This is a genomic window from Erythrobacter aureus, from assembly GCF_003355455.1.
GTDB lineage: Bacteria > Pseudomonadota > Alphaproteobacteria > Sphingomonadales > Sphingomonadaceae > Qipengyuania > Qipengyuania aurea.
Genome location: NZ_CP031358.1, coordinates 123,201 through 145,274, shown reverse-complemented (window position 1 = coordinate 145,274; position 22,074 = coordinate 123,201). Strand labels below are relative to the sequence as shown.

31 protein-coding genes are annotated in these 22,074 nt (G+C 61.5%); 30 read left to right on the top strand and 1 reads right to left on the bottom strand.

The features are described 5' to 3' along the window. The first annotated feature begins 2 nt into the window (after window positions 1-2). Window positions 3-392, top strand: coding sequence for a hypothetical protein (locus tag DVR09_RS15315; RefSeq protein WP_115418136.1), 390 nt, complete (start codon window positions 3-5; stop codon window positions 390-392). Window positions 393-457: 65 nt separating this feature from the next. Here DVR09_RS15315 and DVR09_RS15310 read toward each other — a convergent pair whose 3' ends face one another. Next, on the bottom strand, window positions 458-1,030 hold the full coding sequence (locus DVR09_RS15310) for a hypothetical protein (RefSeq protein WP_162815022.1): 573 nt from the start codon (window positions 1,028-1,030) through the stop codon (window positions 458-460). 171 nt (window positions 1,031-1,201) lie between these two features. Between DVR09_RS15310 and DVR09_RS15305 the strand changes: the two genes are divergently transcribed. The 29 genes from DVR09_RS15305 to DVR09_RS15180 all read left to right on the top strand — a co-directional run bounded on the left by DVR09_RS15305 (window position 1,202) and on the right by DVR09_RS15180 (window position 21,940). Continuing rightward, entirely contained in the window at window positions 1,202-1,699 is a 498-nt protein-coding gene (locus DVR09_RS15305; RefSeq protein WP_115418134.1) for a hypothetical protein, read from the top strand. 98 nt (window positions 1,700-1,797) lie between these two features. Next, window positions 1,798-1,923, top strand: a complete 126-nt coding sequence (locus tag DVR09_RS17805; protein ID WP_267899722.1) for a hypothetical protein — start codon at window positions 1,798-1,800, stop codon at window positions 1,921-1,923. A 170-nt stretch (window positions 1,924-2,093) separates the two neighbouring features. Next, window positions 2,094-2,702: an outer membrane protein gene (locus tag DVR09_RS15300; RefSeq protein ID WP_115418133.1), complete on the top strand. Its 609-nt coding sequence runs from the start codon at window positions 2,094-2,096 to the stop codon at window positions 2,700-2,702. Between the two features lie 396 nt (window positions 2,703-3,098). Then, window positions 3,099-3,410 (top strand): hypothetical protein, encoded by a 312-nt coding sequence (locus tag DVR09_RS17270; RefSeq protein ID WP_162815021.1) that lies wholly within the window; start codon window positions 3,099-3,101, stop codon window positions 3,408-3,410. A gap of 288 nt (window positions 3,411-3,698) precedes the next feature. After that, window positions 3,699-4,010 (top strand): hypothetical protein, encoded by a 312-nt coding sequence (locus DVR09_RS15290; protein ID WP_115418131.1) that lies wholly within the window; start codon window positions 3,699-3,701, stop codon window positions 4,008-4,010. A gap of 320 nt (window positions 4,011-4,330) precedes the next feature. Beyond that, a complete protein-coding gene (locus DVR09_RS15285) occupies window positions 4,331-5,698 on the top strand; it encodes a hypothetical protein (RefSeq protein ID WP_115418130.1) in 1,368 nt (455 codons plus the stop codon). 190 nt (window positions 5,699-5,888) lie between these two features. Then, window positions 5,889-7,847, top strand: a complete 1,959-nt coding sequence (locus tag DVR09_RS15280) for a hypothetical protein (RefSeq protein WP_162815020.1) — start codon at window positions 5,889-5,891, stop codon at window positions 7,845-7,847. 222 nt (window positions 7,848-8,069) lie between these two features. Next, the gene (locus tag DVR09_RS15275) at window positions 8,070-8,465 is read left to right on the top strand and encodes a hypothetical protein (protein WP_115418128.1); all 396 of its coding nucleotides are present in this window, start codon (window positions 8,070-8,072) and stop codon (window positions 8,463-8,465) included. A gap of 3 nt (window positions 8,466-8,468) precedes the next feature. Then, window positions 8,469-8,960: a hypothetical protein gene (locus tag DVR09_RS15270; RefSeq protein WP_115418127.1), complete on the top strand. Its 492-nt coding sequence runs from the start codon at window positions 8,469-8,471 to the stop codon at window positions 8,958-8,960. Window positions 8,961-9,036: 76 nt separating this feature from the next. After that, window positions 9,037-9,486 (top strand): hypothetical protein, encoded by a 450-nt coding sequence (locus DVR09_RS15265; protein WP_115418126.1) that lies wholly within the window; start codon window positions 9,037-9,039, stop codon window positions 9,484-9,486. A 72-nt stretch (window positions 9,487-9,558) separates the two neighbouring features. Next, a complete protein-coding gene (locus tag DVR09_RS15260) occupies window positions 9,559-10,083 on the top strand; it encodes a hypothetical protein (protein WP_115418125.1) in 525 nt (174 codons plus the stop codon). 104 nt (window positions 10,084-10,187) lie between these two features. After that, window positions 10,188-10,805 carry a hypothetical protein gene (locus tag DVR09_RS15255; RefSeq protein WP_162815019.1) on the top strand — a complete coding sequence of 206 codons (618 nt, stop codon included), beginning with the start codon at window positions 10,188-10,190 and terminating at the stop codon, window positions 10,803-10,805. 5 nt (window positions 10,806-10,810) lie between these two features. Then, window positions 10,811-11,104, top strand: a complete 294-nt coding sequence (locus tag DVR09_RS15250; RefSeq protein ID WP_115418123.1) for a hypothetical protein — start codon at window positions 10,811-10,813, stop codon at window positions 11,102-11,104. Between the two features lie 102 nt (window positions 11,105-11,206). Then, on the top strand, window positions 11,207-11,779 hold the full coding sequence (locus DVR09_RS15245) for a hypothetical protein (RefSeq protein WP_115418122.1): 573 nt from the start codon (window positions 11,207-11,209) through the stop codon (window positions 11,777-11,779). A 109-nt stretch (window positions 11,780-11,888) separates the two neighbouring features. After that, window positions 11,889-12,497 (top strand): hypothetical protein, encoded by a 609-nt coding sequence (locus DVR09_RS15240; protein WP_115418121.1) that lies wholly within the window; start codon window positions 11,889-11,891, stop codon window positions 12,495-12,497. A 219-nt stretch (window positions 12,498-12,716) separates the two neighbouring features. After that, window positions 12,717-12,998, top strand: coding sequence for a hypothetical protein (locus tag DVR09_RS17265; protein ID WP_162815018.1), 282 nt, complete (start codon window positions 12,717-12,719; stop codon window positions 12,996-12,998). A gap of 47 nt (window positions 12,999-13,045) precedes the next feature. After that, window positions 13,046-15,589, top strand: coding sequence for an RNA ligase (locus tag DVR09_RS15235; RefSeq protein WP_162815017.1), 2,544 nt, complete (start codon window positions 13,046-13,048; stop codon window positions 15,587-15,589). A 14-nt stretch (window positions 15,590-15,603) separates the two neighbouring features. Further along, on the top strand, window positions 15,604-15,879 hold the full coding sequence (locus DVR09_RS15230) for a hypothetical protein (RefSeq protein ID WP_115418119.1): 276 nt from the start codon (window positions 15,604-15,606) through the stop codon (window positions 15,877-15,879). A gap of 40 nt (window positions 15,880-15,919) precedes the next feature. Further along, window positions 15,920-16,255 carry a hypothetical protein gene (locus tag DVR09_RS15225; RefSeq protein WP_115418118.1) on the top strand — a complete coding sequence of 112 codons (336 nt, stop codon included), beginning with the start codon at window positions 15,920-15,922 and terminating at the stop codon, window positions 16,253-16,255. A 54-nt stretch (window positions 16,256-16,309) separates the two neighbouring features. Beyond that, window positions 16,310-16,984 carry a hypothetical protein gene (locus DVR09_RS17710; protein ID WP_234041650.1) on the top strand — a complete coding sequence of 225 codons (675 nt, stop codon included), beginning with the start codon at window positions 16,310-16,312 and terminating at the stop codon, window positions 16,982-16,984. Continuing rightward, window positions 16,981-17,223 carry a hypothetical protein gene (locus DVR09_RS15215; protein WP_115418117.1) on the top strand — a complete coding sequence of 81 codons (243 nt, stop codon included), beginning with the start codon at window positions 16,981-16,983 and terminating at the stop codon, window positions 17,221-17,223. Before DVR09_RS17710 ends, DVR09_RS15215 begins: the two co-directional genes overlap by 4 nt. A gap of 104 nt (window positions 17,224-17,327) precedes the next feature. Continuing rightward, complete coding sequence (locus DVR09_RS15210; RefSeq protein WP_115418116.1) at window positions 17,328-17,816, top strand: hypothetical protein; 489 nt, start codon at window positions 17,328-17,330, stop codon at window positions 17,814-17,816. Then, window positions 17,813-18,289 (top strand): lytic transglycosylase domain-containing protein, encoded by a 477-nt coding sequence (locus DVR09_RS15205; protein WP_115418115.1) that lies wholly within the window; start codon window positions 17,813-17,815, stop codon window positions 18,287-18,289. Before DVR09_RS15210 ends, DVR09_RS15205 begins: the two co-directional genes overlap by 4 nt. 173 nt (window positions 18,290-18,462) lie before the next feature. Continuing rightward, window positions 18,463-18,876, top strand: coding sequence for a hypothetical protein (locus DVR09_RS15200; RefSeq protein WP_115418114.1), 414 nt, complete (start codon window positions 18,463-18,465; stop codon window positions 18,874-18,876). A 90-nt stretch (window positions 18,877-18,966) separates the two neighbouring features. Beyond that, window positions 18,967-20,253 carry a hypothetical protein gene (locus DVR09_RS15195; RefSeq protein WP_115418113.1) on the top strand — a complete coding sequence of 429 codons (1,287 nt, stop codon included), beginning with the start codon at window positions 18,967-18,969 and terminating at the stop codon, window positions 20,251-20,253. A gap of 93 nt (window positions 20,254-20,346) precedes the next feature. Then, the gene (locus DVR09_RS15190; protein WP_115418112.1) at window positions 20,347-20,724 is read left to right on the top strand and encodes a hypothetical protein; all 378 of its coding nucleotides are present in this window, start codon (window positions 20,347-20,349) and stop codon (window positions 20,722-20,724) included. Window positions 20,725-20,875: 151 nt separating this feature from the next. Beyond that, window positions 20,876-20,998, top strand: a complete 123-nt coding sequence (locus DVR09_RS17800; RefSeq protein ID WP_267899721.1) for a hypothetical protein — start codon at window positions 20,876-20,878, stop codon at window positions 20,996-20,998. 18 nt (window positions 20,999-21,016) lie between these two features. Beyond that, window positions 21,017-21,274, top strand: coding sequence for a hypothetical protein (locus tag DVR09_RS15185; RefSeq protein WP_115418111.1), 258 nt, complete (start codon window positions 21,017-21,019; stop codon window positions 21,272-21,274). Window positions 21,275-21,415: 141 nt separating this feature from the next. Beyond that, window positions 21,416-21,940 (top strand): hypothetical protein, encoded by a 525-nt coding sequence (locus tag DVR09_RS15180; protein WP_115418110.1) that lies wholly within the window; start codon window positions 21,416-21,418, stop codon window positions 21,938-21,940. Window positions 21,941-22,074: the final 134 nt, after the last annotated feature.

Genomic DNA, 22,074 nt, shown 5'->3' with positions numbered 1-22,074 from the left:
GTATGTCTGCTGCACTCGCTATGGATCACGCCATCGAGGAGGCTTTTGAGCCTATCCTCTTGCCGCCGAAGCCTTGGACCACCGAGGCGGCTATGGCCCTCTGCGCTCAGATCGAGGAGTTCGCTCCGAAGTTCGGGTGTCATGTCGCTCTCACCGGCGGCACGCTTTACAAGCCCGGGCCCCGCAAGGACGTGGACATTCTGTTCTACCGGATCCGCCAGGTCGACGATATCGACCGTCAGGGCCTGATGATGGCTCTCCACGGCATGGGCCTCGAGATCGGCAAGCGCCACGGCTGGGTCCAGAAGGGCACTTGGGAAGGCAAGCCCGTCGACCTCTTCTTCCCTGACCACATCGATCATATCGATGACGAAACGGGGGAGTACGCCTAAGCGTCTCCCCCGTCCTTGACCGGCGCGCTGCCCCCACCGCGCCGACAACTCGTTGTTCGGCTGGCCTACATGAACTGCATGTTCCAGCCAACCACGATGCCCTGCACCCCGACCGAGACAACCTGGAACATCTCGGTCGTTTCATCATCCGTGAATTCGCGGAATGCTAGGCTGCCGAGCAGATGCGCGCCAGCGGCCGCCAGCTTGAACCCGATGATCTTTTTTTCGCTCGGATATTTTCCGAGGATCGGGTTGGCTTCATGTGCCGAACCCTTGTCCAAGAAGTGGATGGTCTGGGCTGCGTCGACCGCGTTCAGAACCTGATAGGCAATCTCCCTCTTCCAGAAAGCGCGATCAGCGCGCTCACCCGCGAGTTTTGCCGCCTCCTCACGCGTCATCTCGAGATGCGGCGCCGAGCTGTGCTTCGGGCCCATGACCTGAGCCGTCTCAGCTTCCTTCGATGCCAGCGCGAGGTCGAAGTCCTCGTCGACCGGTCCTACGAACAGCAGGTCGTCATTCTCTTCGAGAGCGATACCCGCTTCCGGCGCTTCCGCTTTCGCTTCAGCCGTTGATGCCATTGCCGTCATCGAAACGGCCATTGCCAGTCCTGCGGTCAGACCGCGAAGTGTGCTTTTCATTACATGCCCCCATCATCTCAGGAAGTTTCTGGATGATTCCATTATAGAGGGCTCCACCCCCAATCGGGGCGCGTCGCAAATTTTCCTCCCAATGCATCGCCTGCGCGCTGCCTGGCCGGGCTTCCCCTCAATTCGCTGGAACAGGGAATTGAATCAGATAAGGAAGATGAAATGACCATCCGCCAGAACATCACTCTCGTGGCCCTCGGCGCGATTGCCATCCTCTACGCACTTGCAGCCACGACCGGCGAGCAGACCGGCGCACAAGCCGAGCCTGAACAGGTCAGCAAGCGCATCCCCGCTCTCGTGAAAATCTCCGACAATGGCGTCCCCTGCAGCGAGCTCAAGCTCTACGTCCCGACCGAGTGCAAAGCTCTCCGCGGCAGCGCGCGCGTCGTCGACGGAGTGAAGTACGCCCACAATGGCGTTCCCTGCAGCGAGCTCAAACTCTACGTCCCCATGGAGTGCAAAAGTCTCCGTGGCAGCGCTCGCGTCGTTCGCGACATCGTTCCCGAGATGAATCCACTCGATGACGCACTCGAAATCGCTCCCGAAATGGGCCCGTTTGATGACGCCGTCGGCATCGACCTCGGCCGCGACAAGCCAGGTCACTCGCGCCTCACCGGTCGCAAAGCCGACCGCCAAAGAGACTTCGACCGCAACTGGTAACCACCAGTAACGTCAGTCCAGCCGCACACAGAGCGACGTCTGGAGCACTCCCTCAATTATCTGGAAGAGGGAATTGAACCTAATCAGGAGATGAAAAGATGCCCAAGCGCCAGCTCGCCGCCATGATCGCACGCCGCAAGGCAGCCGCAGCCAACAAGGCTCCCAAGAACCTCCTCGGCGCCTGCCTCGACGCCGCCGGCTTCGCTGAGCACCGCGACTACTGAGTTTCCCCTGCCCGCTCCCCTCGGGCATCCTCCCCAAGCCTAGACACCCCGCCTACCCTCACCGGTAGGCGGGGTTTTTCTTTGTCTCGTCATCCTGTTCAGGAACTTGCAAGGGAGATTTTCCCAAAGCGCCCGTCCCAACGGGAACGCAATCAAGGAAAATCCTGAACATGAAGAAGATTACCGCCCTCGCCATCATTGGCGCAGGCTTCGCAGCTGCGCCGGCCATGGCGCAGGATGACAACACCGCGCCTGGCGGCCTGCACATCGGCGTCATTGCTGGCTATGAAGGCCTCGATCTCGACGCAGCCGACGGCAGCGCGACCGCTGAAGCCGGCAATGCCGTCTACGGCATCACTGCCGGTTATGATCTCAGTCTCGGCAGCGCCTTCATCGGCGTCGAAGGTGAACTCTCGACGAGCGAAGGCTCGACCAGCTTCCCCGACAGCTTCGGCGGTGCCCGCGAAGGGCTGGAGGCCAACGGCCAGTATTACATCGGCGCCCGCGCCGGTCTCGCCCTGACCCCCGGCATCGCTGCCTATGGCAAGGTCGGTTACACCGCGCTCGACACCAGCGCATTCTCCGACAGTGGATCGCTTTCGGACCTCGACGAGAACGCCGATGGCTTCCGCTTTGGCTACGGCTTGCAGGTCCAGCTGCCCGGTCCCCTTGAAGGCCGCATCGAATACCGCCGGTCCAAGTACAAGGATCTGGCCGATATCGACCAGGGCGATGTCACTACCGACCAGCTCGTCGCCGGTCTCGGACTTCGCTTCTAACACTAGATCGTCACGCTATAGGCGTAAGCTCAACGCCACCGCCTATTGCAGAACCCCGTCGGCTCCGGCCGGCGGGGTTTCTCTTTGCCTTGTGGCAATTCGCAAAAGCGCGACGGCCCAGCCGCGCGGTGGATGCATCTCCATCATTCGCATTTCACCGCAGGTGGGCAGATCGGTTCGCTGAGGCGACGACTGCCACTGCTGATGCTCATCCAAGGCACCCTCTGGCGCCCAGCCGTGAAGCGGCCAGGCTTCAGGAAAGAAGAGACCCAAGGCAGCCTGAAGGCTGCAACGACCGGAGCCTCTCACGATGCCCGGCCGCCAGTCCCGACAATGAGACCCAGAAAGATGGGTGTCCTCAATGATGAGGATGAAAAATTGAAGGAACTGAACATCATGACCACGCAGACCAACACCGCAGCTCGCAGCTTCTCGCCGATCTTCACCGCAACCGTGACCCCGGGCAGCGTTTCGACCCGCGACGGTAAGAACGGCAAGTACATCGTCTCGCAGGGCGCAACCTACCAGACCGAGAAGATGGACGCACCGCGCGAAATCACGCTCATGGCATTCGGCAAGTGCTTCGACGCCGTCCGCGGCAAGATCCGCAAGGGCCGCGCAGTCGAACTCGCTGTGCAGTTCGACGGCGGCACGCTCAAGGCCATCGGCCTGCCGCGCGAAGAAGCTCCCGCAGCCGCTGAAGGCTAAGGCTTCCGCCTCCGCCACATCGAAGACCCCGCCGGTATCAGCCGGCGGGGTTTTTCTCTGCTCGACGCAGAGGAAAACCAATCGACAGCCGAACACGCTGCCAGGCAGCGCGCGCCTCTAGCGCCCAGCCGTGAAGCGGCAGGGCTTCAAGAGAAGAGTTCCGAGGCAGCCAGAGGCTGCAACGCCCGGAGCCCTGCGGCCCGTGCGCCAGTCCCGACAATCGAGGGTCAGAAGAGATGTGATCCTCATGGTGAGGATGAAAACAGACAGTCAGAAGGATTTGACATCATGACCACGCAGACCGCACCCGCAGCCCGCAAGTTCCAGCCGATCTTCACGGCAACCGTGACCCCGGGCAGCGTCTCGACGCGCAACGGCAAGAACGGCAAGTACGTCGTCTCGCAGAAGTCGCAGTTCACGACCGCGAAGAACGACCAGCCGCGCGAAATCACGCTGATGGCGTTCGGCAAGGGCTTCGAAGCCATCCAGGGCAAGCTCCGCAAGGGCCGCGCTATCGACCTCGCCGTTCAGTTCGACGGCGGTTCGCTGAAGGTCATCGGCCTTCCGCGCGAAGAAGCCCCGGCAGCAGCCGAAGGCTAATCGCCCTTAGGCAGGTCGGTACTACAGCGAGGCCGACCTGCCTATTGCTGCCGTTATCAACTGGCTGGGCTCAAGGCTCGGATACGAGCTGGGCAAAACTGCAGAACCCCCGAGGTCGCTACTCGGGGCCGGGAGCAAAACCCGGTGCGCCACGTCCCAGTCGGTCGATAACGGCAGCGATCACAAAGAAGCCCGCCCGGCACCAGCCGCGCGGGCTTTTTCTTTACCGTTCCGTCAGGAAAGCTGACAGAACTCAATCAGCATGTTAGCGCGACGACAGGACTACTTGGGAAGGTCCTGCCTGGCTGAAGGAGTTCTGCATGTCCGACCCAACAACTTTATTGGCCGTCCCTCCCGAAGAGCACGAAGACCTAGAAGAGGCTCTCGAGGCGGCCAAAAACGCCGTTAAGATGGTCTCGTCCGAGTTCGCGCGCCTTCGCTCGGAGGGGGAGGAGCAACCAGCCGAGGAAGAGGGCCAGATACTCTGCATCACTGACGGTGATGTAATCCTTGATGTGTTTCATGTCCCTCTGGAATGGTACGAGTTTCGCCTTGATGCTGAGGACGATACTTTCACCCTCATCATCCCCTACTATTATGTGTTAGCTCCTCACCTTATCCCGCACGACGCTCTCGGCGAAATGCTCTCTTACATCCTCTCGAAGTTTCAGGCGTTGCTGGCAGACGCCACCCCCTTCTTTTGGCAAGATGAAGAATGTCTGGACGAGAATAAGTATATTCTGAGCGTCGACATGCCGCTTACCGACAATCTCCACCAAACACTAAACACCGCCTTTAACCGCTGTCTTGCGGTTGCTCGTAGAGAGCTTCCATGGACCTACGCCAACATAACTCAGCCCGCGCGGCCGCTCGATCCATTTCCGGGCTTTGCTCTGGCGACGTCGCCATCCGGTGCAACCTCATTGCTCACTGATTTCGAGGGAAGCGAGCGCCTATTCGCCGATATAACAATCGATCAAGACCTCCGCTTCCCAACCATGATCTGCCTTGAGCAATGCGAGGATTATTTCGTTCAATTCTCCGAGCTTTCGCGTGTCGTTATTTTTCGCGACCGTGATGAGCAGCCCATTCCGCCCGCCTCAGAATTGGAAGAACTCTACGAGAGTTTGAGGCCCGCCAATTCTCACTCCCCCTGCGCCAGCCTCCAGGCGCGTGATCTCGACATCACGCTCCAGCGCGACGAAATCCGAGAAGCTGAACTCAACGAATTGGCCGATCGCCTCGAAGAACAAAACATGGCCTTCCTAAAAGACTACGAAAAGACCATCCAAGAAAGCACCACCGCCGAGAAATTGCCAAGCACCTTGCTCGCGTTGGCCGAGTCGATGGCACCCATGCATCAAATGCAGGGAGAGGGGCGAAGCCTTCCGGACATCATCGCGGATGATGACCTTGACGAATACATTTCGATGCACATTGGCATGACGATGGCCGCCAATCTTTATCGTCGGGTCTCTAAGGGTGAGAACCTTGTCGATATTCAGGTCCCATCCCTCTTCAGCGAAGAGTTGCTCAAGTACGTTCTGATCAACACCTCCCCTGTCCCAAACGGTGGCACAGAAACCATTCTTCAGGTTCTCGAAGATTCAACCCGAGGGTATCAACTGATCCTTGAGCAACTTGGCGGGGAGGCTCTCAAGGGGATGACCCCCGGTCCCAAGTCCTGACGACGACCTAACCCAAAAATGGCCCGCCCGGCACCAGCCGCGCGGGCTTTTTCTTTGCCGCTCCGTCAGGAACGTCCCCGAGCCTCCTATAAGGATACTAGCAATCCTATTTATCCCGGAGCCTCCCTTGGACCAGTCGCACAATTCCCCGCCCAGCACCATTCTCGCCATCCCTGTGGAAGGCAGCAGAGTGATCCGCAAAAGTCAGGTCGCCGCCCTCACCCTGGTTCGGGAAATGCGCGAGATGTTCATCGCGATCGCCGCCCACGGCACTCCGCTTCCCTCCTCGTCCGATACCGAGTTCTTCGCTCTCGAGCATGACAGTCGCAGGATGCGCTTCTTCTTCAACGAGGTCGGCGACATCCTCGTCAGCCTCGAGCGTCCGACCCGCGGCCTCTTCCTGCAGATGCCGAACCTCAAGGACATCAATCCTCGCTCTCTCACCGAGGACGAGATTTCGGCAGAGCTTCATGCCTCCTTCGCACTGCTCGATGGCATTATCGAGAACTCGCGCCTGATCGACTGGCATGCCCATGGCGCCAGCCCGACCTTCCCCGATATCGAGAGCTGCGATCTCGAGGGCATCCCCGGTGTGCCCGGCCTCATCTCCGGCACTCTCAAATTCGCCATGGCCGCGATCCGCCGCGAACTTCCGACACTTCACGCCCGCATGACGGCTGAAGGACAGATGCGCCGGCCACATCTTTCGCTCGATAGCGATCCCGATACCGAAGAGCTTTCCACTCTCCTCAACCATGACGGCGTGGCACTTCCTCTCTTCGAAACGCCGATACACGCCAATCGCTTCGTGCTTCCCCAAATGTTCGGCATCACCGGCCTCGGCGAGGACCACCTCCGCGTGTGCCGCATTCCCACCGTCAGGTTCTGCCCGGAACTTGCGTATGACGGTTCTGTCGAAGACCTCGACCGCGCCTACGACCTTCTCGGCGCTGCCATGCCGTTGGCCCCGCGCACTTCCATTGAAGCGCGCCAGCACGACATAACCCTCGGCTTGGAAGTTCACATGGATGATGACTTCGACACCATCCTCGACGTCATGGATGTCATCGCAAGCGACGGCGACGAGAAGCTCGAACAAGAAGCCTTCGCCCGTCTCGCCGAGATTGCGGCTACACCCGAAGGCATCACCGGTTCTATCGAAGCCATATTCGGCTCTGCAACCGATCCTGCCGTCGAACCGATCTCGAACCGCCGGAGTGGCCCTCCTGAAAATTTCGAAGCTCTTATCGAAGACCTCACCCGCTTCGTTCACTTCTCCGTCAACGGCGAGACGGCCACCGACTATCTCCTTTCGCTCAATCTCGCAGACCGGACCCACTACTACCTCTACCTGAAACTCGCGATTTCGATCGCGAAGATTTCCGAAGAGAACGAAGGGCCCTTCGAATGCGGTCTGCTCGACCTCATCACTCGCGAGGATTACCGTCAGGCCTCGGTCTCGATGATTCCCGGTGACGAAACACCCGAAATCACCCAGACCGTCGAAGACGGCGTGCGTGCCTACAAGGAACTCCTCGAACTCGAAGGTGTCGACGAGATCCAAGACAAAGCCATGGACGCTATTCTCGATGACATGATCAAAGCTGCCCATCCGTGCGCATCAGACGAGGAGACCGACTGGCATGATCCCCGCGCTTCGGTGGAAAGCATCGACGAAGCGCTCACCGACTTCGCTGGTCTCGGAGACGGCGAAACAGCAGAATCCGTCGTCAACGACTCTCTCACTTCGCTGTTTGCCAAAAACATGCCAGCAGACCCCCAAGAACTCGCCGATCGAATCAGCCCGTTCTTGGACGAGGCTTATCAGCAGGACGTGCTCCCATCCGTCCACCTCATGACGAAGTCCCCCCCTTACCGGCTCGACATCTATCTCTGCTTCCAGCTGGCGACAACTTACGTGAGGCTTCGCGAGGCCGACCTGCTCCCGCCAGCTCGCTTCCTCAAGAAACAATTCCCGAAACTGCTCACGGTCGAGAAAATGACCAACGCATTCCTAAAGATGGATCGCGGCGTTTACGATGAAGAGATCCAAGCCACGGTATCCGATGGCTTGGCCGATTACCGCATCCTTCTCGACTTCCTCGAGAAGGATGAGCTGGCCAACGCCGAACCGGCTGGCAGCGCCTGAAGGTTACGCCAGTTGCTTGAGGCGCCTGGCGGGGAATGAAGTGTAAAAGTGGAAGTGTCCCTTGAGGGGATGAAGAAATTCTCCTCTCTAGTTTAAGTCTCCCAAGTCTACGTCTCGTTTCCTCCCTCCCTTGCTCGTCCGAGACGTACCCGAACGCCCCCGCCGCGAAGATCGCGCCGGGGGCGTTTTCGTGCCAGTCCATCCCTTCTCAGGAATTCCTCCATGGCCCAGCCGGATATGACCGCCGCCCTCGACGGACGTCTCTATCACGCGACCAGCCGCGCAATCGCCGACAAGGTGCTGGCCGAAGGCCTGTCGCCGCACCGGTCCTTCTGGGGCGTTCTCGACATCGCCGAGTATTACGCCGAGGTCCTCGACGACGAAGGGACGACATCCGTCATCCTCTCCGCCGAACTCGCTGCTTTCGATGAAGCACAGCTCGAGGAGGACACGCCCGGCTGGGAAGAACCCATCACCTCGGTCCTCGGATGCAGCGAAGCTGACGTCCACGCCGCTTGGGACCATGATCCCCGCGCCTGGCGCGCTTCGCTCGACGGGATCGGCTCGGTCGTCTACCGGGGCGCGCTCTCTGCCGCCCAGATCCGCGAGGAAGCCTGACCGATGGACTCTGCCCAGTCTCCCGCCCCTGCTGATGTGATCGCAGGCGCTATCCGTTACCAGCTCGATGCGTTCATCGCTGAAGGCGATGTCACCTGCGCTGACGAAGTCGGCGACGGCCTCTGCGAAGAATTCGCCTATGCCGTCCTCGACCGCATTCACGAGACCCACCCTGAGATGAGCAAGCTCATCGCGATCGGCGAGACCGACGCCTGGTGGCTCCCTGTCGGCGATAGCTCCTGCGAAGTCTTCTACGCCGACATTCCCCGCCTGCGGGCCGAGAATGCTCCTCTCCCCTGCGAGCTCGACGACGAGCGCCTCGCTCACATCATTGGCTCTGCGACCCATACTTGGCTCATCCATGACGGCCGCCACTACGATGCGACCGCCCCTGAAGGTGCTGATCACTTCCTGCTCATGCCCTTCTTCGCCAACCAGCTGGCCAAGGCTGTCCAGCTGCGCGGTGAGCCCCAGGCTCACGCGAAGGCCGACTGAACGCCCCAAGGCGCCAGCCGGGCCATTCCCCACTATCTGATTTTCACCGGGTGAAATCTTGAAAGGGGAATGAAAAATGCCGTTCAACCGCAATGCTCCCGCTCCGGCTCCGACCGACCAGACTGTTCCTTGCGTCAACCAGTCTATGTGGCACGCCTCGCTGCGCGCACCCGATGGCTCCGTCCTCTCCGAGGAATTCCCCGGCGCACGCGATGACCGCGGTGCATGGAATGCCGCTAACGCATGGCTCCTGCACGACGCTCTCCCCCGCATGCACGACGCATCGGGCGCCGGCGGTCGCTGCGGCCTGACCGAGCGTGCGCGCAGCCGCTTCCATGACGCCCTGCTCTCCTACGACGGCGAAATCGTCATCGACGAGCACTTCGAGCTTCGCCTCGAGCACTACACCGGCGATGACTGCGAGAAGCTTGCCGCTGCCCGCATCCCCGCCCCTGCTGCTGCTGGTACCGCAGTCGCCGCCTTCGGCTTCCTCGCCGCACTCGGCAGTTCGAACCCGTTCATGTGACCGGACCTGGCCGCCGGCGATAACCGGCGGCCAGCCGTCACGCCCTATGCACCTTCCGCCAAGGACCGCTCCATGACCGACATACAGCCCGCCAAAGATCGCATCCTGCGCGTCGTCTCGGCCATCTGCACCGACGGCTTCACCGCCGGCTGGCGTCCCGCGCGGCGCGGCTTCGAGACCCGCGAGCGGCTCTACTTCGACAATTCGGAGCGGATGCAGGTCATGACTGAGAGCCCAGAGGCCTTCGCGATCCACATCGAGACCCGCCGCATCGACGACAATTCCGGCCCGAGAACTCTGCCGGACGCCTGCGACTGGAGCATCAACGACCTCGTAGAGTTCGCCCAACAGCTCGACGACGAAGAGGTCAAAGACCTTCCTGCTGCCCAGACCGGGCTGCGCCCCGTCCAGACAATGGCCGCCATTCTCGATGGAATCGACGACGGCGAGTGGCACACCATTGCCGGTATCCGTTACCGGGCGGTGAGCAACGCTGGCAACGACCCCGAATACGAGGACATCGTCATCCTCACCAAGGGCAATGAGCCCATGGATGATAAATGGAGCGCTGAGACCTTTCTCGAGATGGGGCGGTAACCCGCCCAGGCACATCCGTGCCCCTTTCGCCCGGACGCTGACGCGCCGGCCGCTTCACCTCTCAATGTCGGTTGACCCGAATTGAACCAGATAGGGGAATGAAAATGTCGATGAACCTCATGCACGACACCGCCGCCACCTTCGACGCAGCCGCCAACTGGGCTGCCATCACCGCCATCGCTGCCGACGGCATCGTCTACATCTCCGAAGAGACCGTCGCTGAAGCAGCGAAGCTGCTCGAGAACGCTCCTCTCTCGAACGGCCAGACCGTCACCGCCTACCACTATCCGGTGGAAGATGAGTTCGCCATGCCGTCCTTCGTCCCCTCGTTCGGCCCCTCGCTGCTCGGCGAAGACACCTTCCGCCAGCTGCGAACCCTGCTCGAAGAAGAGAGCGACGCTGCAGTCGCCATGTTCGACACGATCGTCGAACTGGGCCTCCAGATCTCGCTCTCCGGCAAGGACTACCTCGGTTCGCGCCTCAAGGGCGTGAACGGCGTCGCAGACGAGGTCGAGATCAACCGCTCGTCAGGCAATCTCTACGAGATGTTCCGCCAGCTCGGCGTCGACTACGACGGCCCAGCCGGATACGGCGAAATCGAACTCGCCAAGTTCGAAGCCGCAGTCGAAGAGAACGGCTGGCGTACGGACATGCCCGATCGCCTCGAGCAGTTCATCGCCTGCGCCAAGCGCCACGGCGCCTCGACCGTCAGCTGGGGCTGAGGCACATGCCTTCCCCTTACACTCCCCGCCTCGGAAACTTCGTCACGAAGCTTCTCATCGGCGAGAAGGTGCCCGCACGCGTCCCCGGGTCGCGGCGCACCTTCTCCACCGGCGCAGTCGGCTTCGAGAATACCCGCTTCGAGCGCGAGGACGGCGTGGTCTTCCACGAAACCGTCATCGCAGAGAGCCATGTGGCTCATGCCCTCCGCGGCCATCTCCTCCCCGGAAGGGAGGTTGAGGTCGAAGCCCGGTTCTACTGGTGCCAGATGAAGATACTCGGCCTGCCTCGCGCTGCCTGACCCCTATCGCTCCTCTCCCCTGAAGCGGGGCCGCCACCAGGCGGCCCCGTTTTTCTGTTCCATGCTGCCTGTGGCCAGCAATTTTTAAGGAAGGAAATGTGCATGGGCACGTTCTCGTGGAAGACCGCCGACACCAACGAATCCATCGCTATCAGCGATTCCAGCCGTGGCGCTCGTGACGTCTATCTCCTGCAGCCCGGCGATGAAGCGCCGATCAAGGAAGACGACTACGAAGGGTGCGGCGTCTTCGGCGGCGTCGATGCCTATCAGTGGCTTGCTGAGCGCAACCTCACCCCTGAGCAGCTTCAGGAAGCTATCGAGGTATGCGGCAACGCCAAGATGGTCGGCGTATCGCTGGAGCACGGCAATTACTTCGAGCATTCGAAGACCGGCCAGCTCTACACCATCTTCCATCGCTACCCGCCCATCGTCGACCAGCCGATCACGCATCTCGATATCACCTACGGCACTCCCCACGAGTTCTTCGATGGCATGGATGCCAATACCGCGATCAAGTCGGGCCTGCTCATCCCCCGCCGCGTGGAGCTCGAATTCCCGCTGAAGTTCTCCTTCAGCCCGAACGAGGACTATGCCTCGCTTCCGGCCTCAGAGCGCTGCCCCTATCAGGGCGTCTACTTTCCCGAGGACGAGGACGAGGACGACGAGGAGGCCTGAGGCCTCTTCTTCTCCCATCCCCTGCTTCCGCCCGGACGCCCCAGGGCGCCGGGCGGCTTCCCCCTCAATGTCGGTGATCCGACAGTGAAACCGATAAGGGGAATGAAAAATGTCGACTTCGCTCCATTTCGCCACTGCCACCCCGCGCGATAGCGCGAGCCTCTGGGCAGCCATCAACGCTGTTGCTCCTCAGGGCACCATCGCTCTCACCGACGAAGTCGTTCAGCAGATCGCTGAACTGCTCGAAGGCGTGAAGCTGACCAACGGCCAGTCCGTCTTCACCTACGTCGCCGACAATCCCCGTCATGCTTCGTACGTCGGCGACTTCGGCCCCTGCCTGCTCGAAGAGCGCATCCTCGCCAAGCTCCGCGAGACCCTCGCGGCCCACAGCGACGACGCCGCCCGCATGCTCGACACCGTCGTCAGCCTGCGCGTCCAGATCGGCTTCACCGGCAGCGAGGATGGCCCTGCTCGCCTCGATGCCGTCAACTGGGAGGCAGACACCGTGGAGGTGCGCCTCACCAACGGCCGCTTCGACCAGATGCTCACCACTCTCGAAATTCCGTTCGAGCGTGATGAAGCGACCGGCGAAGTCGACTTCACGACCTTCGAAGCCGCCGTCGCCGCCCGCGGGCTCAACACCGGCATGAGCGTTCCGCTCAACGCCTTCGTCGCCTGCGCCAAGCGCCACGACGCGACGAAAGTCTACTGGGGCTAACCCCTCAAGCCCCAGCCGCCCTGAAGCGGAGCCGCTCCTTCCTCGGCGGCTCCGCTTCTTTCGTGAAAAGAGCCTGCCACACCGTAGATTCCCGATGTGGCCTGCACGGCTGGCCCCTGCCATGGCCCAGCCCGATTGCGCCTGGGAGCTCACGCCCCAGCCGGCCCCATCCCCAATGCCTTGAAGACCTCCGGTACATCCGGACATGGGAATGAAAAAATGAACAGTCTCCAGCGCATCTGCGCGCAAGCTACCCAGAAGCCATCAGGCGAGGTTCTCTTCGTCATCACATGGTGCGCCATGGTGTTTCTCACCATCGCTGTCTGCGCGAACGGCCACTACAGCTTCCTCAACGTCCTTGCGGCGTTGCTCGCTCCGTTCTTCGCCACCGAGTTCATCATCCAGCTCGGCCACGGTTCGCGTGTCGATGCCCTCATCAGCTTCGTCATCTCGGTGTTCGCCGCCGAGGAACTCGTCCGGATCTTCACCAGCGTCAGCTGACCCCTGCTTCGGGGCACCACCACAATCGAAACAGGGGAGACGCAGCAATGCGCAAGATGCTTATCGTCCGCGGGCCGCAGGCTTCGGGCAAGACCCACCTCGTCCGGGCTCTCGAGCTAGAGGGCCACCGCCTTTCCGCCGATGTAATGCGCGAAGCGCATCGCGGCCGTGTGCTCAACCACAAGGGCCAGCTCGTCATCGATCAGGAAAACGCCCATCAGATCTGGGGTGTCGTCCAGTCCTCGCTCGAATACCGCATCTCGCGCAGCGAGTTCATCGCGATGGACGCGACCTTCGCCAATCCCGAACTCTATGAAGCCATCATCGATCGCGCCGCGGCGGCTGGCTACGAAATCGCTATCGTCGACTTCTACGGCATGAATGAAGACACCCTCTTCGCCCGCAACGCTCTGCGCGATGCGCATGAGCGCGTGCCCGAGAAGTCCATGCGCCGCATGCTCGCCAGCTACCAGCCGCATCCCAAGGACGATGCTCGCATCTCGGCCCACTTCACCCACTGCCATTCCATGGACGAAGTCCAGAAGTGGATCCGTGCCGAAGTCGTCAATCTCGATGAGTACGAACGCATCGTTCACATCGGCGACCTGCAGGGCGTCTTCTCCGCCGCCTTCTGCAAAAGCTCGCCTCTCGATTACCAGCTGCGTGACGACACCTTCTACATCTTCGTCGGCGACGCGCTGGACCGCGGCCTCGAAAACGGCGCTGTGCTCGACTGGATCATCGAACAGGTGAACCCGCGCCTCGGCAAGAACGTCGTCTGGATCGAGGGCAATCACGAGCGCCACCTCGCCGATTTCATCGAAGGCCGCGACATCGTGAGCCGTGAGTTCGAGAACCGCACGCTCTACGACCTGGTGAAGACCAATCCGCAGAACGCGGATATACGCGCCTTCCTTGCTGGGATGAGCGAATACTTCCTCTACACCCACATGGGGCAGCTCGTCATCGTCACCCACGCTGGCCTGCCAGCCGTGCCGGACAACCTGACCCTCGTGCCTGGCTATCAGGCCATGCACGGTGCAGGCGGCTTCGGCGCCGACGTTGACGCCGACTTCGCCGAGTGGGCCGCGACGCAGGGCCGCCAATGGCGGCAGGTTCACGGCCACCGGAACCGCAAGATGCACCCGCCGCGCGTCAACGAGTATTCCTTCAACCTCGAAGGGCAGGCCGAATTCGGCGGCCATGTCCGCTTCGCTGTGAAGACCCGCTACGGCTGGGAGACGATGGAAGCTCGTAACACGATCTTCCGCTCGCCCCGCGAATGGCGCGACATTGATGCCGAGGAGAACCGCAAGCCCTTCTCCCGCAAGATGCCCATTCCTGCATGGCAGGACCGCTACGCCAAGGATGGCTTCCTCTCTGCTGAGGCTCTGGCGGCCTATGACGCGCATGAGCACGTCAACATCCGCACGCAGGAATCGCGCCCGCACATCGATACGATCGCCTTCGGCAAATCGGCTTTCTACGGCCAGCACTGGGACGGCATCACGAACAAGGCCCGCGGCCTGTTCATCGATAACCGTTCGCGCCGCATCGTGGCCCGCTCCTTCGAGAAGTTCTTCAATCTCGGAGAGCGGCCAGAGACCGAACTCGACTTCATCTGCGCGAACTGGTCATTCCCGATGGCGATGAGCCTGAAGGAGAACGGATACCTTGGCCTCGCCTCGTGGGACCATTCCCTCGGCGAACTGGTGTTCTCCTCCAAGGGCTCGATGGACAATGACTTCGCTGCTCTGTTCGAGCAGATTGCCACCCGTGTGCTTGGCCCGGGCGGCATCGAGCGCCTGGCTCGCGCTGTGCGCGATCTCAACGGCACTGCGACATTCGAAGTCATCTCGCCGACGGAAGACCCGCACATCGTCGAATACGACGAGGAGCGTCTCGTCCTGCTCGACTTCGTCCACAATGCCGAGGAATTCGAGAAACTCGATTACAAGCGCCTAGTCCAGCTGGCCAAATACATCGAAGTCGAGCACCGCGACATCATCGCTACCCTGCCCAACGAGCAGGCTCTTCGCGCCCAGGTCGCGAAGCTGCGCGATCCTTCGAGCGCGCTCTACAAGCGCGAAATCGAAGGCGTCGTCATCGAGGATGCCGACGGCCGCCACGTCAAAGTGAAGTCCGGCTGGTACGACCACTGGAAGCATGCCCGACGTCTCGTTGAGCGGCTGGCGCTCCAGCGTCGCCGGGATGAGGAGATCAATCTCCGCACCCCAGCCGAGCTCGAGGACTTCATGGCATGGGTCGAGAAACAGGCCGATGAAATCACCGACCTGCCCATCATCGAACTGCGCCGGCGTTTCCTCGAAACGCCGGATGAGCTTCTCGTCGTCGATCGCGAGGCTCTCGAAGCCGAAAAGCGCGCCGCCCGGATTGCCTCCTCTCAGGAGAAGGAAATCACCGGCTTCATGCAGGGATACGATGCCCTGCTCGGACAAGTCCGCGCGGGCACTGCGTCGGCCGACAGCGTCGACCGCCTGCTCAAACGGGGGCTTGCCGAGCCTCACCTGCGGAAAGCCCTCGAAGCCAGATCTGACTATCATGAGATGGTTGGCTACGAAGCCCGTTGAGAGAGGAAAAGGCGATGATCGCTACCGACAGCAAAGAATTCGAACGTCTCCTGTGCAACACGCTCATCGAGAAGGGCCTCGACCCGGAAGTCGCTGCATCGGAAGCTGACATCATCTCGACCATCATTCTCCCTCGAATGGTCGAAGGCGACCTCGTCATCGAGATCACCGATGAACCGCCTCGCGAGGACCGTGATGACATCCAAGGCATCATCGTGCGCGATGACATCGACGAGATGGCCTACGTCGTCCCCACTCCTCAACACCAGCCCCTCATCAAGGCGGCCTGAGCCTCCTCTCCCCTATCTCTCCATCCGAAGGATATCGCACATGGCCGATTGGACCGACCTCATTGGACTGAGCCTGACTGCCGCAGAGGCTAAGGCCGACAGCTACAAGCACGCCCTCGCTGTCGCTTTCGTTGGCGGCCAGCCGGTTGCCGAGCGTCCCGCTACCACCCGCAGCCGTCCCTGCGTCATGGTAAGCATGGACTTCCCCTTCCGCGGCGGCCGCATCACGGCTGTCCACGGCGTCGAGGAGCCTACCCGGCTCCCCGCCAACCCTGATTGCGAGGCAGGGCTGCACTCGTGGATCGACGAGACCGACAAGCTCCCCGCCGATACCGAGTGCGACCGCTGCGGTGAACCTTACGGCGATCCTGCCTGACCAACGCCGGCGTCACATGACGCCTTCTGGCATGAACCCAGAGGAAGAATGAAAATGATCAAAAGCGAACACGCCATTGTCCATCGCGGCTACACCGTCGTCCCCGTCGACTTTCGCGACGATGACTGGGTGCCTGTTCCTACGGCCCAGGCAACTGGCTTCGAAATCTACCCGCCGGGTGAAGACACCCCGCGTCTCGACGCCCAGATCGACACCTTCGACGAAGCTGTCGAGGCGATTGACGAGGCGGTCGCAGCCAAGAAAGCTGAAACCCAAAGCCCGTACACCATCTCCTATCGCGGCTTCGAAATCGACCCGATCAAATTCCTCGGGACGGAGCCGGTCGTCGCATCCTCGTCCGAAGCCGAGAATTATCGGGTTACGATGGACCCGATGTCCGACCTTCCCTTCGATTCCCCTTCGCTCCCCATCTACACTGAGGACCTCGCTCAGGCCTTCAAGGTCATCGATGACGCTCTTTCCGAGATCAACATCTCGTTCCCCGCTGCCGCCGACGAAGACGACGGCCTGAGCACTGCGCGCTATTCCGTCATCGTCACGCGTGACACGACCGAGTCCATCACCCTCGAAGTCGACGCGATCGACGAAGACGAGGCCGAGGAGAAGGCCATCCAGCTCAGCCATCAGGGCGACCACAAGTGGGAGCAGGACTGCACCCCCAACGCGAGCAAGGAGCACTACACCAACGGCGCCGAGCTCGTCGAATGACCCGCGAGGCCGTCGCAGCATCGCTATCCGGCAACGGCTGGCTCCAGAAGACCGATAACCAGTTCGCCCGCCGGATATCCTTCCCCGGCACGAACCGGCTCTACTCGGCCAACCTCGGAGCCGATGCTGTGACGGTCTGGGACGGTGATGTGGAACTCGCCCATGTCGCCTATGCCGACCTCGCTTCATCCGCCAATCCGGCTGCCTCGATCGAGCGCGCCGCCGGGCTGAACAAGTAAGGCCCCTGCCAGCCGCCCTGCGCGGCTGGTCCTCGCCCCTTCCGCCTGGCGCATTCGCGCCAGCCGTGCTCAACCCTCCGACACCAGTCGAAAGGATCGCATCCATGTTCTTCCTCATCTGCCCTGAGAACTACCAGCACCCGAACGGCCAAGGCAAAACCGTTGCCTACTACCTGTTCGATGCCGAAGCATGGGATCCGAACCGCGACATCTACGAGCAGGGCTACGTCATCGAAGTCTGGGAGCTGAAGAACGGCCGCACCGAGTTCTACGTCATCGACGGCAACGTCGAGAACTCGTATCCGACTTTCACCGAAGCCCTTATCGCTCTGAAGGACATCGCGGCTGGCGGCGGCATGGAGTTCGAGGACGATACCGACGAAAGCCTGAAGGTCGAATACGACGCCTTCCTCGAATCCGAGAGCCTGCCGGAATACTCCGTGGAGGACCTTCTCCACGAACCGAGCATCCTTCCGCACCAGCGCCGCGTCCTCTCGCAGTTCCTCTTGCGCTGGAACGCCATGGAAGAACTCGCCAGCAGCGAGGACGACCGCCACATGGATGCCCCGGCCCCCAAGGGAGACGCACAGTGAACAAGTATGACGTCCGCGTCCGCCGCGAAGTCGCCGAAGAGACCACCGTCTCGGTTTGGGCCGAAGACGAGGTGCAGGCCATGAAGGAAGCGCGTGAGAACGTCAGCTCCAAGAACAAGTGGGAAGGCGTCTCCACCGACCCGTATTACGAGGTCATGGACATCGACAAGGTCGAGCTCGGCGAGCTTCTCCTGCCTTCCCTCTGCCAGAGCGGCTGGGAGCGCCACCACACCGGCGGCGGCTGCATGGCTGTCCTCTGGGAGATCGAGCCCAATGGCCCGCACTATCTCATCACCGACGGCGATGCCGGTCTCGACATCTACGAGCGCGAATGGACCTTCGGGGCCTACGATGCCGAGGGCTCTTACATCTGGGGCCTCACCAGTGACGAAGCCACGGGCGTCAAGCTCACCGACTTCCTCAAATCGCTCAACCTGCCCAAGCGCGAGCCCAGCGATGATGCCTCGTCGTAAATTCCTCGGCCTCTCCGAGGTCTGGCGCGACAACGGCACCGGAACCCGCGACTTCTACATCGCGTGGATCCGCGTCTGGCGCTCCGACTTCCATCATTCCACCCTTTGGATGCCCTAACCGGCTGGCCGCCCGGCGGCCCCTGTCTCATCCCTTCTCTCTGGAGCACCTGCCCATGAACATCGTCACTCTCGTTTGCCTCAATCCGGAACAGGTCACCACGACCATTCATGCCAGCCGTCGCATCGCGCTCGAACGCCTCGCTTCCGACAACGAAGTCGAGATCCCCGAGGGCATCGATGACGAAGAGCTCGAAGAGCTGCTCGATGACGAAGTCATGTCGAGCTTCCATATCTCGGAGCACAAGGTCGACGTGCCGCCCGTGGTCGTCACTGTCGATGCCGGTTGCGTCAACCAGGTTGCCGCAAGCTTCCCGCTCGATGTCCTCGTCATCGACAAGGACACGGACTGCGCCGAGGAGGATGACATCATCACCCTCCCCGACGGCTCCACCGCCACCCATGAATGGGAGAGCGCGGAAATCGACGCTGAGTATGTCGCCAACGTCATCGCGCTGGCTGACGCCTGATATCCCCTGCCGGCTGGACGCCCAGGGCGCCAGCCGGTCTTCCCCCTCAATGTCGGCTGGGCCGAATTGATACGTTCAAGGGGAATGAAAATGGCCTTCGCCGACCACTACTCGCTCATCGACTTCACTGCGATCGCCGACGCCGCATGGTGGCGCACGGGCGACTTCGACCGCGTTGCTGATGACCTCGAACGCTATAACGCTGCAGCTGAAGCCGACAAAGCCGACCGCGCGCGCCTCGCTGACCACAAGGTCAAGCTCAAGGCCGCCCTCACGGGGCATCTCGAAGACCTCCGCACGGCTGGCGCCCTTGGCGCAGCTTCCGGTCTCGGCGGCCGCGACATTCCCATCGCTGAGGCATGGAATACCTTCGTCACCGATGGCCAGATCCCTCGTACCTTCGATTGGCTCCTCGAAGCCCTCGAAAACGTCTGGTCCGCCATCTTTGTCCGCATGGACCAAGATCGCTGGGCACGCCGCAAGTCCGAGGACCATATCCCCGGCTCGCACCAGCCGCCGAGCGGCGATGCCATCCGCACCGCATACGAGCGCATCTGCCGTACCTACGACACCGGGACCAGCTTCTCCGAAGAAGGCCCGCTCAACGATTGGCGCATCGAAGCCAACGACCGCATCTCGGGCGACCGCTGCGAACTGAACTTCGTGGCTTGGAAAGCCATGCTCACCAAGCGCGACGACGACTACAAGCCCGTGCTCGTCGAAGACATCGCTCCCATGGGCGTTGTCACCGCCAGCTTCGACATGCCCACTGGCAAGATGCTCCTCACCGACATCCTCCGTCTCAAATCCTTCGACGAGGGAACCTCGTTCGATGCGAACCGCGAATACGGCGAGCTCAGCCTCGGCAATGCCCTCGGCCGCAACAACCTCGTCGCTGCTCATGCCAGTGAGCACCAGATCGCCTTCACCCAGACCGACAACACTTCCGTCGCCATCCTGCGCGATGCGGCTGGCCGCCTGCTCATCACCGAGCGCTTCAGCGAAGAGCATCAGGACGACGATGGCGACCTCGCCGTCCCCGGCTGGGAAGTCGTCGGCTCCTTCTCCTGCGATGTGTGGCGCTTCATGGCCTTCGACCGCGAGAGCGTCCTTGCTCGCATGACGGCTGGCGGCGCTGAAGACGCCGCTGCCGAGCTGGACAGCTATCTCGCCAAGGCGGACACGCTGCCCGACCCTTCAGACCATCAGGCCCATCACGACGCCTGCTACGCGGCCAACATCGTCCACCTCGAAGTCGAGCCGGGCCAGTGGCAGATCCACGGCGGAGAGAACTTCGACGATCTCGCCGATCGCGAAGCCCTCAACCTGCCCCAAGACCTCCACCTCTGGTGTCTGCTTGAGAAGCAGGCCGCCTAATTCATCTTCCGGCTGGACGCCTCAGGGCGCCAGCCGGTCTTCCCCCTCAATGTCGGCTGAGCCGAATTGAAACCAATAGAGGGAATGAAAAAGATGAACACCGCACTCAGCGCTCTCAGCCTCCGCCCGCTCAGCATCGACGAAGTCGCCGCTCCCTGCAGCATGGAGCACATGGCTGCCATGGTCAGCGACAACGAGAACCTCGACTCGCAGGGTTATCGCATCATACTCGTGCGCGCCTACAACAATGGAGGCGGCTCGCGCTGGGCCAGCCTCTCCGGCCTCGGCGATGAGATGCTGAACGAACTCCGCGAGAACGAAGCCGCCTACAGCCTCGTCAAGGAAGACGAGTTCAACAAGATGCTCAACGACATCGACTTCAACCTGATGAACGAGCAGCTGCTCACCGTCGACGTCCGCCTCTACAAGCTCGGCGAACTTGTCGCTCGCTACAGCAACGAAGAGCAGTAAGCCTCTCAGTCCATCCCCGAGAAGCGGAGCCGCCTCCCCTGCGGCTCCGCTTTTTCTATGGCATTCGATTTGCCGGCTGGACGCTCACGCGCCAACCGGTACACCCCCTCAATCTCGGCTGAGCCGAATTGAAGCTTTAGAGGGAATGAAAATGTACGATCACGACTCCGCGCCGACCGACAACGACATCACCCTCGTTTACGTAGGCTTCGCCGCCATGGTGCTCGGCCTCATCGGTTACGCTATCGCGAAATCCAACGGCCTCATCGGCTGAGCCGCACAGGGATAACCCATGCACCTTCATCTCGACCAAGTCCCCGGAGGCTACGCCCGCTGCGTTGCCGACAACCGGCAGAGCTTCGACGAAGGCTTCGAAGCCCAGACCCGCTGCACCGCGGCTGGCCATGCCTGCGGCAATCCCGAAGCCAGAGGCACTGACTTCTACCGCGCCTTCGAAATCGGCAAGGACTTCGCCCTCGTCAAAATGGGCGAGCCCACGCCGCACCTCCTCACCCGAACTCGGGAAGCGATACAGCGCGCTCTCGGCTAAGCCATCCCCAAGAAGCGGAGCCGACTCCCCTGCGGCTCCGCTTTTTCTTTGCCTGCTGACCTGCCGCCTGGACGCTCCCGCGCCAGCCGGTCTTCCCCCTCAATGTCGGCTGAGCCGAATTGAATTTGAGAAGGGAATGAAATGAACAAGATCGCACTCGTCGCTGCCGCCTCCGCTGCTGCTCTTACCATCGCCGCAGAAGATACCGGCCCTTATCGCGCCGACAAATTCCCGCTCCTCGCTGCGGCTGGCTTCACCTTCTCGAAGGACGGCGCCCTCGCGCCTGGCGGCGACGAACCCATCCGCCGTACAGCAACGCTCGACAAGCTCGAAGGCCGTCTCGCCAACGTGCGCTACATGGCCGCAGCCATGGACGAGTTCGACATCGGTTCCACCGACCAGCCGACGGACGTCAACGGCCGCCGTCAGTTCGAACATCTCATGAGCGAGAGCTTCCCCGATCGCTGGACTGGCTACATCTACGTCGCCATGCGCCGCTTCCAGCGCGACGGAGAATTCACCAAGCTTGCTCTCATGCTCGGCATGCTCATCGCCTATGAGGACAAGCTCATCTCCGGCCGCGCCTTGCTCGAATCCATCGCCCTCGATCTCGTCCAGATGGCAGACCTCCGGGACGACGACGGAGAGAAGGGACGCGAGGCCTAAGGCCCCTCCACATCCCCGGCTGGACACCATCCGGCTGGGGCCCCTATCTACGAATTCCCCATAAGGGGATGACATCGCGAAGCCGACGCAACTCGGGCGAAAATGCCTGAACGAATGTTCGTCTTGCACACACC